Consider the following 11,061-nt stretch of genomic DNA (forward strand, 5'->3'; position numbering starts at 1 on the left):
GCAGGCGCGTCGTGAGCGACCCGGGGGCCTGGCCCTGATCTGCCTGTAGGCGGTCCGGGCTCGTACTACGCTTCCGTACTACGCTTCCCGTGTGACGAAACTGACCGAGCCCCACGGCCGCCCGGCCAACCAGGGGCGCCGGGTCGCGGCCCGCAACCGGGCCGCTCTCATCGCGGCCGCTCGCGAGGTCTTCGCGGAGCAGGGCCTGAACGCACCGCTGTCCGCCGTCGCCCGCCGCGCCGGGGTGGGGCAGGGCAGCCTCTACCGGCATTTCGCCGACCGCGTCGCGCTGGCCTCGGCCGTGCTGGACGAGAACGTCCGGCAGATCGAGGCGGCCGCCGCGGCGCCCGGCGCGAGCCTGAACAGTGTGCTGGGCGTGGTCACCTGGCACCTGACCCGGTCGACGGCGTTCGTCGACCTCCTGCGGGTACGCGGCGACACCGCGGAGGCCCGAGCGCTGTCCGCACGCGTCCGCGGTGTCCTGGGCCGGTGCCTTCCCGACGGCCACCGCCTGTCGGCCGACGAGGTCATGGTGGCCGTCGCGATGGTCTCAGGAGCCGTTGCGGGCCCCACCCTGCCCGATCGGGAGCGGCTGGCCCTGGTGGCCTGGCGGCTGCTCGGCATCGAGGTGGGGCCGTTGCGGTCCTACGAGGTGGACGCCGCCGGCTGACGGGTCAGCCGCCGTTGGACTGCCGGATGCCCTGCGCGAGGGCTTCGAACCGGTAGACGTAGCCGCCGCCTGGCCCGCTGACCGTCATGTACGCCGTCCTGCCGCCCGGTGTGATCGCGACATTGGTCGCCGACCGCAACCCCGAGGCGTCCTTGGCGCGGATCTCGACGGTGGCGAGGCGCTCCCCGTACTTGCTGTAGACCACCATGGCCGGCCGGCCGTGCAGCGCCTGGTAGAGGTTGCCGGCGGCGTCCACGGCGATGGAGTCGCTCTGCGCCAGGCCGCCGTCGACGTGGATGGCCTCGTGCCGGGAGGTCACGGCGGTCCTGTCGGCGTCGAGGAGGAGGTACGAGACGGTGTTCCTGGTGAGTTCGCTGATCCACAGGCCGCGCCGCTCGGGGTCGAACATGACCCCGTTGGGGTGGGCGAGGCCGTCGGCCAGGACGGTTGCCTTCGTACCGCCGCGGTCGACGCGCACGATCCGGCCCCCGGTGTCACCGGGTTCGGTGCCGTGGGAGTCGCTCACGTACAGGTTGCCCTCGTCGTCGAAGGCGACGTCGTCCGGAGTCATGCGGGAACCGCTGACCTCGCCGGAGAAGAAGACGCGCGCGTCCGAACCGTCCGGCCTGAGGCTGACGACGGACCCGGTGGCGAAGTCGGTCAGGTACAGGCGCCCGTCGTAAGGGCTGATCTGCGCGGACGTGTAGGCGCCGCGCTCGTCGGTGTAGATGCCGTGGTGCTCGCCGGTGGAGACGTCGAGGGAGATGACCTTGGGCTCGCCGGGAGGCGCGGTGACGTCCACGACGTACAGGTCGCCGTCCCCGACGAGCAGCGGGCCCTCCAGCAGGGTCGATCCCGTGGCGCGGTGCACGTCGGTGACGTGCGCGACCCGGGTGGCGGGGATGGTGCGGCCTACACCGGACGTCGTGGTCTTCGAGGCCGGGGCGGCGCTCTCGGTGCCGCAGCCGGTGAGGGCCACGAGCGCGAGCACTGCCAGGCCCGCCAGGGCGCGTGGCGCGCGGTACGTGAGCATGCGGGAATGTGCTCCTTCCTGTCGTCCGGCGCAACCGGACGTCGTGCGTGCGGGAGTCCGGGCGGATGTCAGGCGGCCGACCAGCCGCCGTCGGAGGGCAGGATCGCGCCGTTGATGTTCACGGCGTCCCGGCTGAGCAGGAACGTGATCGAGGCTGCCAGTTCCTCGGCCCTGGCCAGACCGGGTATCGCCACGCGCATTTTCGCGGTACGGACCGATCCGTAGGGCGCCGCGCCGGGCAGCTGGATCCCGGTGGCCACCGCTCCCGGGGCGACGGCGTTGACCTGCACGCCCGTGCCCGCGTACTGGTAGGCCGACGACTTCGTGAGCCCCACCAGCGCATGCTTGGACGCCGTGTACGCGGCGCCGGCCGCGCTGCCGCGCAGAGCGGCCTCGGAGACGACGTTGACGATCCGGCCGCCACCCGCGGCGAGCATCCCGGGAACGACAGCGCGCATCAGACGCATGGGGCCCTCGACGTTGACACGCATGACGCGGGCCCACAGCGTGTCGTCGACCTCGTGCACGGCTGCGTCGTCGTCCATCACCCCCGCGACGTTCGCCAGGCCGTCCACGCCACCGCCGGCCGCGGCCAGAACGGCGTGGGCCGACTGGGGCGCCGTGATGTCGGCGGCGACGGGCACGACCCCCTCGCCCAACTCGGCGGCGAGCGTGGCGAGTCCGTCCGCCGAGACGTCGACCGCGACGACGCGGCCGCCCTCGCGCACGATGCGCGAGGCGACGGCCCGGCCGATGCCGGAAGCAGCGCCGGTGACGACGACGGTCTGCTCGGCGAACCGGCCCCGCGTGATCAGCTCGGACCACGGCTCGGGGGCACCTGCCCCGAGGCCCGGGGCAGCCTCGCGGACGGTGCCGGCCGCCGCCGGGGGAGCGGTGGGCGGGCCCGCGGGAACCCGGCCGGTCTCGGCGGCGGTGACCAGTGTTCCGGGCGGCTCCGGCGGGAACGCGCCACCGGACATCTGCACGAGCTGCTCCAACGGCAGTCCGAGCGTGGGCGCGAGAGCCTCCTCGCTCTGCCCCCGGGAGGCGGGCAGGCCGCGCAGGACCTGTCCGGCGGCGTGATCCGCCGGCCGGTCGCGGAGCGGGGAGGCGGGGGCGGGGCTCGACATGGCGGGCCTTTCGCGTCGTGGGGGAGGGGGCGGAGCGGTGTGGGACCGGGTCGGGGCGCCTCAACCGGACAATAGTGTCCGGTTCATGGGTTACGCTACCGCTGACCGCGCGGAAGCTCTGCGAGGGCCCCGCCCGCGCCGCGTGGCGAACAGTGCGCCTCCCCCACCCGCACGAGAGGATCCGCCTTCGATGCCCCTTCCGCAGTGCGACAACCCGCCCACCCCGCAGGAGGCCGCTGGCCTGCGCGAGCGCTACCGCGTCGAGCGCGAACGCCGCGTACGCCCCGAAGGCCCGGGCCAATACCGGTCCACCACCGCGGAGTTCGGCTACTTCGCCGCCGATCCCTACGCCCACGGCGGGACGGGACGCGAACCGCTGCACGACGAGGTGGACGTGGCGATCGTCGGCGGCGGGTTCGGTGGGATCCTGGCGGGCGCGCACGTGCGCCGAGAGGGCGTCGCCAGGGTCCGCGTCATCGAGAAGGGCGGCGACTTCGGAGGCACTTGGTACTGGAACCGCTACCCCGGCGTCCACTGCGACATCGAGTCGCACGTCTACCTGCCGATGCTCGACGAGACCGGATACGTACCCCGGTGGAAGTACGCGCCGGGCGAGGAGATCCGCCGGCACGCGGTGCGTATCGCCGAGCAGTTCGATCTGTACGAGGACGCTCTGTTCTCCACCGCCGTGACATCCCTGACCTGGGACGAGGACGCCGAGCAGTGGCAGGTCACCACTGACCGCGCCGACGCGTTCCACGCCACCCACGTCATCATCGCCACCGGCACGCTCACCGAGCCCAAGCTGCCCGGCATCCCCGGGATCGAGGAGTACCGGGGCCACACCTTCCACACCTCCCGGTGGGACTACGGGTACACCGCAGGCGGCCCGGACGGCGGACTGACGGGCCTGGCGGGCAAGCGGGTCGGCGTCGTGGGGACCGGTGCCACCGGCGTCCAGGTCGTCCCGAAGCTGGCCGAGGACGCGGGGCACCTGTACGTCTTCCAGCGCACCCCCTCCTCCGTGGACGTGCGGGGGCAACGGCGCATGACACCGCAGGACGTCGGCGCGGACCGGCCGGGCTGGGCCGCCGAGCGGAGGGAGAACTTCCTGCGGATCGTCTCGGGGGAGGAGGCCGGGCAGGACCTGGTCACCGACCGGTGGACGGCGTCGTCGGCCCTGCTGGAGAAGCTGCTGCCCAGCTTCCGCCGCGCCGGCGAGCCGGACTTCGAGGCCGCCTACGAGGCCGCCGACCACGCCGCGATGAACCGGATCCGCGAGCGAGTGGTCAGGGAGGTCGCGGACCCCGCCACGGCCGCCGCCCTCCAGCCCTGGTACCGGTACGCGTGCAAGCGCCCCACCTTCTCCGACACGTATCTGGCCGCGTTCAACCGGGACAACGTCACCCTCGTGGACACCGCCGACACCCACGGCATCGAGCGGATGACCGAACGCGGCGTCGTCGTGGGCGGCGTGGAGTACGAACTCGACTGCCTGGTCTTCGCCACCGGATTCTCCGTCGGCGTCTCCGGCGTCACCTCGGGGAAGCTGCCCGTGACCGGCCGCCAGGGGGTCCAGCTCCTGCACGCCTGGGCCGAGCGAGGCCCGCGCACCCTCCACGGCTTCACCAGCCACGGGTTCCCCAACCTGATCCGGATGGGCTCGCTGCAGAACGCCAGCAGCGTGAACTTCACGCACATCCTCGACGAGCAGGCCCTGCACGCCGCCGCCCTCGTCGCCGCCGCGCTGGCGAAGGACGCCCTCGTGGAGCCCACCCCGGAGGCCGAGGACGCCTGGATCGACGTCTGCTCACAGGGCGCCCCTGACCATGAGTGGTTCCACGCCGAGTGCACCCCCGGCTACTACAACGGGGAGGGACGCGGACGCCCGAACGGCCCGACCGCGTACCCGCACGGCGCCGTCGCCTTCCACGAACTCCTGCGCCGCTGGCGGGAGAACGACCTCGGCGAGATCCTCCAAGAGCGCAGGACCTGCGGGGGGTGACACCCCGCCCCCTCAGTAGAGCGCGACGGCACATCGGCGGGAGAGCCGGCTGGGCGGAGCCTCTCTCCGCTGACGGGACGGTCGGTCGCCGACCGCCGGCTTCGGGGCGGCACTGGTGACGGGCGACGGTCTGTCGACGGCCGGATCGCGGCCCTGGCTCCGGCCCCGCCGAGCGCGTGCCCGAAGCGGCACGGACCCCGGTCGAGGCACTGCGGCACATGTGCCACGGCGTCATGCGTGAGACCGAGATCCGCGGCGCCCTGACCTGCGCAGTGCCGACCGTCCCCGACGTCACGCCGGGCAGGACCGCCCGCGCCGACCGGCGTCGGGGAAGCGCTGTTCAGGTGGTACGGCGGGGGTGGCGGAGCAGGCGCGCCAGGAGCCAGACGAGCAGGCCGGCGCCGGTGAGTGCCGCGGCGGGCTTGGCGGCGCGCCTGGCGAGGACGGGGAGCAGGGCGGCGCCCAGGTCCACGGCTCCGGGCTCGGCCGGGGCGGACTCGGGGGTGGTGGAGGACGTGGACGTCGCACCCGGCGAGCCGACCACGCTCGCGCCACCGTCTTCCTGACGGGCAATCAGGTAGGCCGCGAGCGCGGCGGCGAACTGCTGGACGAGGCGGTCGGCGACCTCGGCCAGGATGCCACGGCCGAACTGGGCGGGCCGGCCGGTGAGGTCGAGGTCGGTGCGGACGGTCACCTGGGTGCGGTCCCCGTCCGGTGTGAGCCGGGCGGTGACCTTGGCCGCCGCGGTCCCGGCACCGCGGGTCTCGCTGCCGTTCAGATCGAGGGTCAGGGCGTGCTCCGCGTCGTCATGGCTGACGGTCCCCTGACCACGGTAGCTCATCTGGACCGCGCCGACCTTGACGTTGACCCGGCCGGTGAAACGGCCGCCCTCCAAGGTGTCGAGGACAGCGCCCGGCATGCACGGGGCCACGGCACCGATGTCCTGGAAGAGCTTCCAGCTCTCGTCGAGCGGGACCGGGACGGTGAAGCGGTTCTCAAGTCGCATGGTGTTGCTCCCAGGGTGTTCAGACGGCGGCTGAAGCAGTGGCGCCGGATGCCTCGCGCAGGAGGTCCCGGACGCGGTCGGGGGTGAGCGGGCCACGCCGGACGACCACGCCGAACGGCGCGAGGGCGTCCTCCACGGCATTGGCGATGGCGGCCTGTGGCGCGATGGCGCCTCCCTCGCCGAGTCCCTTGACCCCGAGCTCGTTGAGCGTGCTCGGCGTGGCGATCTCGGCCAGTTCCAGGTCGGGCACCTCGGCGGAGGTGGGGACCAGGTAGTCCATGTAGGTGGTGGTCACGGGCTGGCCGTCCGGACCGTAGCGCATCTCCTCGTACAGCGCGCCGGCGATGCCCTGCGCGATGCCCCCGGCGACCTGCCCGTGTGCGATCACCGGGTTGACGATCCGCCCCGCGTCATGAGCCACCGCGTACTTTTCGATGGCGACGTGACCGGTGGCGGTGTCCACGTCCACCACCACAGCGCCGGCGCCGCTGGAGTACGTGAAGCCGGGCGGCCGGAAGTAGGCGGTCTCGCTGAGTTCGCAGCCGTCGGAGACGAGCTGCGCCAGACCGACGCGGGCACCGGATCCGGGGTGCTGGACGTCGCCCCCGTCAAGAGCCAGCTCCCCGGCGGGGACGCCGAGCAGGTCGGCCGCCGCGGCCAGGATTCGCTCGCGGAGCCGGCGCCCGGCCAGGTGGGTGGCGTTGCCCGCGGTGACCAGGGCGCGCGAGGCGATGGTGCCCACCCCGTGCGGCACGGTGTCGGTGTCGCCACCGACGACTTCGATGGCGCCGAACGGCACGCCGATCGCGTCCGCGGCGATCTGGGCCATGCTGGTGCGGTGCCCCTGCCCCTGCGAGGGAGTTCCCAGGGCGATCCGCACCAGCCCGCCGGGCAGCACCGAGGCGCGGGCGGACTCGAACGGGCCGAGACCGGTGGCCTCCAGGTAGACGGCGAAGCCGACGCCGACCCGGTGGCCGGAACCCGCCGCCGCGAGCTCGGCCTGGCGCTTGCGGACCCCGGGCAGGTCGACCATCTCCGTTGCCCGGCGCAGCAGTTCGGGGAAGTCGCCGGAGTCGTACTCCTGGGGGTCGCCGGACCGGTCCAGCAGCCCGGTGCGGTAGGGGAGCTCGTCCGGGGTGATCAGGTTGCGGGCGCGCAGCTCGGCCGGCTCCATGCCGAGTTTCCGGGCCAGCCGGTCCAGGGCCCGCTCCATGGCGAAGACGGCCTCCGGGCGGCCCGCGCCGCGATAGGGGGAGGTGGGCGCGGTGTTGGTGAGCGCGGCGCGCACCCGTACGTCCACATGCGGCACCCGGTAGGGACCGAGCAGATGGACCACCGAGTTGTAGGGCACGACCAGTCCCGTGAAGGTGCTCGCGCCGAAGTTGACCACGAAGTCGTCGCGCAGCCCGAGCAGCCTTCCCTCGGCGTCGGCGGCGAGCGCGATCCGGTGCACCTGTTCGCGGGCGTGCGAGGCCGCGACGAGGTTCTCGTTACGGTCCTCCCGCCACAGCACGGGCACTCCCAACCGCTGTGCCGCGTAGGGGATCAGGACCTCTTCGACGTAGATGATGCCCTTCTGGCCGAAACCGCCGCCGACGTCCACCGCGACCACGTGCACGGCTGCGGCGGCCAGGCCCAGCGACTCCGCGATGTGGTCGCGCAGTCGGTGCGGGGTCTGCGTGTTGGACCACACCGTCATCCGCCCGTCGTACGAGCCCGGCGCGGCCTGCACGGCGCGGGTCTCGATCGGTGAGGCGACATACCTGTGGGCATGGAACTCCTCCTCGATCACCGCATCGGCGGCGGCGAAGGCCGCGTCCGGGTCACCGACCGAGGCGGCGACCTCCAGCGCCAGGTTGTCCCCCCAGCTCTCCTCGATCAGCGGGGCGCCGGGGAGGAGCGCCGCGTCGGGGTCGACCACCACCGGCAGCGGTTCGTAGTCGACCTCGATCGACTCCAGTGCGTCCTCGGCGAGGTAGCGGCTCTCCGCGATCACCATGGCCACCGGCTGACCGCAGAAGTTCACGGTGCCGTCGGCGAGCACGGGGTAGGGCAGCTTGCGGACCAGGGGGTTCAGCGCCTGTGCGAGGGGTTCGGGGATGCGCAGTTCGGCCTCGTTGACGACCGGCTTGAGGGCGGTGGTCTCGGCGGCGGTGTAGACGGCCCGTACGCCGGGCATGGCGCGGGCGGCGTCCGCGTCGATTCGGGTGATCCGCGCGTGCGCGTGCGGGCTGCGCAGGAAGGCCGCCTCCAGGGTGCCGGGCAGCCGGACGTCGTCGACGTAGCGGCCGTGCCCGCGCAGCAGGCGTTCGTCCTCGACGCGCGGCAGGGCGCGGCCGATCCAGGGTCCGCCGGGTGTTCCGCCGTGTGGGGCGTCTGTGTGCGGGGTGTTCATTCCGCCTCCTGCGGGCCGAAGCTCTCGTCCAGCGCCTGGCGCACCGCGGCGCGGATGTTCTGGTAGCCGGTGCAACGGCACAGGTGGCCGCTGAGCTCGTCGGCCACCGTCTCCTCGGTCGGGCGCTCGGCGCGCTCGGTCAGGGCGGTACAGGTCATGACGAAGCCGGGGGTGCAGAAGCCGCATTGCATGCCGTGCCGTTCGTGGAAGGCGCGCTGCACCGTCCCGAGCGGCTCGCCGTCCCCGGTCAGACCCTCGACGGTGCGCACCTCGGCGCCCGCGGCCTGCACGGCGAGGGTGAGGCAGGAGCGCACCGGGACGCCGTCCATCAGCACCGTACAGGCCCCGCAGACGCCGTGTTCGCAGCCGACATGCGTGCCCGTCAGGCTGAGCCGCTGCCGCAGGAAATCACTGAGCAGCAGCCGCGACTCCACCTCGGCGGCCACCGGCTCGCCGTTGACGGTGAGGTCGATCTCGTGCCAGCCAGTGGGTTCCGGCAGCGGTGGCTGCTCGGCTCGGCGATGGCCGTCAGGGGTGTTCACGCCCTGCGCTCCCATGCTTCCGTGAGGGTCCGCACGAGCAGGACCGCCGCCGCCTCCCGCCGCCACTGCGCGCTGGCATGCAGGTCCCCGGGCGGGTCGAGGACGGTGCTCGCCGCCCGGGCCGCGTCCGCCATCGCCGCCTGGCCGAACTCGCGCCCGAGCAAGGTGCCTTCGGCTTCCCGTACGCGTATCGGGGTACTGCCGACACCGCAGTAGACGATGCGGGCGGAGTCGACCGCGACGCCGTCGGCCCGCAGCAGTACGGCGAGGCCGACGGCGGCGAAGTCGCCGCGGCGCTGGGCGAGTTCCCGGAAGGCCCAGCCCGTCCCGGCGGGCAGGGGCGGGACGAGCGTCTCGACGACGATGTCCTCCGGCTCCACGTCGGTGGCGAAGGTGCTGAGGAAGAACTCCTCGGCCGCGATGCTCCGTCTGCCGGCCGCCCGGGCGACGGTGAACCGCGCGTCCAGGGCCACGGCCGCCGCGGGCAGCTCGGCGGCCGGGTCGTGGTGCACCAGGCTGCCGCAGACAGTGCCGCGGTTGCGGATCTGAGGGTGCCCGATCTGCTCGACGGCTGCCGCGAGCAGCGGCCATCTCGCACGGACCATCGGGTCGGCGGCCACCGCGGACTGCCGCACCGCGGCGCCGATCCGCAGTGCCCCGTCCGCACCCACGTCCAGCCGGTTCAGCTCGGCGATGCGGGTGATGTCGACCAGCAGCTCGGGGCGGGCCAGCCGCATGTTGAGCATCGGTATCAGCGACTGGCCGCCGGCCAGCACCTTGGTGTCCCGCTCGGGGTCGCCGAGCAGCCGCAACGCCTCGGGGAGCGTCGTCGGGGCGATGTAGTCGAAGGGGCCCGGTTTCATTTGCACCACCTGATCCTCATGCGCGGGCAGGTCGACCCCACGCGGAATGATTAAGCGCTGAAATATAAGGGACCTTAGACAGGAGACGCCGGGAACCGCGATGCTGTCAACCCCCTGGACCCCGGTCACGGAAGGAACCGATGGTGCGGGGCCCCCTCGATCAGGTCATACCTGGTACTGCCCGGGCAGTGCCCGGTACTGCCCGGGCGCCGCTTCTGCCCTGGCCGCAGGGGTGTGCGCGGGCGTCCACTCCGCGGCTGAGCGACCTCTCCGTGGCCGGGCGACTCTCGGTGGCCGGGCGACCCTCCGTGGCCGGGCGGCAGGGCTCACGTGTGCCGGAGACATGGACGTACAGCTCCGTCCGCCCGGCGGGCTGACCGTGCGGCACCGCGGGACCTCATGCCACTGGGTGCCGCCGGACGCCCCGCGGCCGTGGCCGTCCCGCTGGGTGCCGCCGAACGTCCCGCGGCCCTCGTCGTCCCGCTCGGCGAGCCGACGCGGCACGGGAGCTGAGCGCTTCCCTCGGCTCTCGCGTCCCGCTCCGCGGCGCCCCTGACGGCATCCACCACCGACAAGCGCTTCCCTTACGCGGACGAGGTGGTGGCAGACCGGCCGCACCGGCACCTGGAGAGGTCGGCGGCGATCCCGTCCGGAGTCACAGCGGGACCCCTCTCGGGCACACTCCGGTCCGGTCCGCGGGCTTCAGCCCTGCTCGGCGCCGGTCACAGCCGCTCCAGCAGTTCCCTGAGCTGCGCCACTTCCTCGACGCTCAACGCGGAGAACTCCTCGGCGAGCACCTTGTGCACCGGGCCCTCGCAGCGCTCCACCAGTTCGCGCCCGCGTGCGCTGAGCCGGTGGCGATAGATCCGCCCGTTGCCGTGCGTCCGCTGCACGAGTCCGTCGTCCACCAGCCGGCGCAGCATGGCGCCCACCGACTGATCCGTCTGTGCGGTGCGCACCGCCACCTCGTGCGAAGAGGCGTCCGGCTGCTCGGCGATCGCCAGCAGCACCACGTACTGCGACATGGAGGTGCCACGCGGCGCCAGCGCCGCGTCGATCGCCTGGTGCTTGCGCTGGTGAACCTGACGCAGGAGCACCCCCGCCCGCCAGGCGTCACTCGTTCCCACATCGCTTTGCCGCATGGCAGCAGCCTAGCCAGCTCCCCCACTGCCCAGAGATGTTAGCCTGCCCTAAGTAAGCTCCCTTGGATCCGGCCGCTCGGTGCACCAGCCGGGGCAGATAGTGTCCCGTGAGGCGGAACAGCCCCGGCAAGCGCAAGGTACCTACTGACAGTGAAGATATGACTGGTGGTTCCGCTGATGAGCCTGACTCGCCTACTGACTGACGTCATCGACTGTCCTGTTTGGGATTTGTCGGTTCATCGGCGGGGCCGCCATGCACGCGGCCGGACGGGCGT

At 72.9% G+C, this 11,061-nt stretch carries 9 protein-coding genes; 2 read left to right on the plus strand and 7 right to left on the minus strand.

What is annotated here, in order from left to right:
- Positions 1-91 precede the first annotated feature (91 nt).
- On the plus strand, positions 92-670 hold the full coding sequence (locus ACFC02_RS03975) for a helix-turn-helix domain-containing protein (RefSeq protein WP_376351773.1): 579 nt from the start codon (positions 92-94) through the stop codon (positions 668-670).
- Between the two features lie 4 nt (positions 671-674).
- Here ACFC02_RS03975 and ACFC02_RS03980 read toward each other — a convergent pair whose 3' ends face one another.
- Together ACFC02_RS03980 and ACFC02_RS03985 are read right to left on the minus strand one after the other, a co-directional pair.
- A complete protein-coding gene (locus tag ACFC02_RS03980; RefSeq protein WP_376351776.1) occupies positions 675-1,703 on the minus strand; it encodes an SMP-30/gluconolactonase/LRE family protein in 1,029 nt (342 codons plus the stop codon).
- 68 nt (positions 1,704-1,771) lie between these two features.
- On the minus strand, positions 1,772-2,833 hold the full coding sequence (locus ACFC02_RS03985) for an SDR family NAD(P)-dependent oxidoreductase (protein WP_376351779.1): 1,062 nt from the start codon (positions 2,831-2,833) through the stop codon (positions 1,772-1,774).
- A 190-nt stretch (positions 2,834-3,023) separates the two neighbouring features.
- On the opposite strand from ACFC02_RS03985, the gene ACFC02_RS03990 reads away from it, so the two are divergent.
- The gene (locus ACFC02_RS03990; RefSeq protein WP_376351782.1) at positions 3,024-4,838 is read left to right on the plus strand and encodes a flavin-containing monooxygenase; all 1,815 of its coding nucleotides are present in this window, start codon (positions 3,024-3,026) and stop codon (positions 4,836-4,838) included.
- A 340-nt stretch (positions 4,839-5,178) separates the two neighbouring features.
- Here the strand turns inward: ACFC02_RS03990 and ACFC02_RS03995 are convergent, their stop codons facing one another.
- From ACFC02_RS03995 to ACFC02_RS04015, 5 genes are all read right to left on the minus strand, one after another.
- Positions 5,179-5,844 carry an SRPBCC family protein gene (locus tag ACFC02_RS03995; RefSeq protein WP_376351784.1) on the minus strand — a complete coding sequence of 222 codons (666 nt, stop codon included), beginning with the start codon at positions 5,842-5,844 and terminating at the stop codon, positions 5,179-5,181.
- A 19-nt stretch (positions 5,845-5,863) separates the two neighbouring features.
- Positions 5,864-8,239, minus strand: coding sequence for a xanthine dehydrogenase family protein molybdopterin-binding subunit (locus ACFC02_RS04000; RefSeq protein WP_376351787.1), 2,376 nt, complete (start codon positions 8,237-8,239; stop codon positions 5,864-5,866).
- Positions 8,236-8,781: a (2Fe-2S)-binding protein gene (locus tag ACFC02_RS04005; protein ID WP_376351790.1), complete on the minus strand. Its 546-nt coding sequence runs from the start codon at positions 8,779-8,781 to the stop codon at positions 8,236-8,238. Before ACFC02_RS04005 ends, ACFC02_RS04000 begins: the two co-directional genes overlap by 4 nt.
- On the minus strand, positions 8,778-9,644 hold the full coding sequence (locus ACFC02_RS04010) for an FAD binding domain-containing protein (protein ID WP_376351793.1): 867 nt from the start codon (positions 9,642-9,644) through the stop codon (positions 8,778-8,780). The genes ACFC02_RS04005 and ACFC02_RS04010 overlap by 4 nt, the downstream gene beginning before the upstream one ends.
- 722 nt (positions 9,645-10,366) lie before the next feature.
- Positions 10,367-10,786, minus strand: coding sequence for a MarR family winged helix-turn-helix transcriptional regulator (locus ACFC02_RS04015; protein WP_376351795.1), 420 nt, complete (start codon positions 10,784-10,786; stop codon positions 10,367-10,369).
- Positions 10,787-11,061: the final 275 nt, after the last annotated feature.

It is taken from the genome of Streptomyces sp. NPDC056160, assembly GCF_042268205.1.
Taxonomy (GTDB): domain Bacteria; phylum Actinomycetota; class Actinomycetes; order Streptomycetales; family Streptomycetaceae; genus Streptomyces.

What these genes read in the sequence shown, in the direction of transcription:
- ACFC02_RS03980 (WP_376351776.1), bottom strand. Translation starts at nt 1,703, where the DNA reads ATGCTCACGTACCGCGCGCCACGCGCCCTGGCGGGCCTGGCAGTGCTC.
- ACFC02_RS03985 (WP_376351779.1), bottom strand. Translation starts at nt 2,833, where the DNA reads ATGTCGAGCCCCGCCCCCGCCTCCCCGCTCCGCGACCGGCCGGCGGAT.
- ACFC02_RS03990 (WP_376351782.1), top strand. Translation starts at nt 3,024, where the DNA reads ATGCCCCTTCCGCAGTGCGACAACCCGCCCACCCCGCAGGAGGCCGCT.
- ACFC02_RS03995 (WP_376351784.1), bottom strand. Translation starts at nt 5,844, where the DNA reads ATGCGACTTGAGAACCGCTTCACCGTCCCGGTCCCGCTCGACGAGAGC.
- ACFC02_RS04000 (WP_376351787.1), bottom strand. Translation starts at nt 8,239, where the DNA reads ATGAACACCCCGCACACAGACGCCCCACACGGCGGAACACCCGGCGGA.
- ACFC02_RS04010 (WP_376351793.1), bottom strand. Translation starts at nt 9,644, where the DNA reads ATGAAACCGGGCCCCTTCGACTACATCGCCCCGACGACGCTCCCCGAG.
- ACFC02_RS04015 (WP_376351795.1), bottom strand. Translation starts at nt 10,786, where the DNA reads ATGCGGCAAAGCGATGTGGGAACGAGTGACGCCTGGCGGGCGGGGGTG.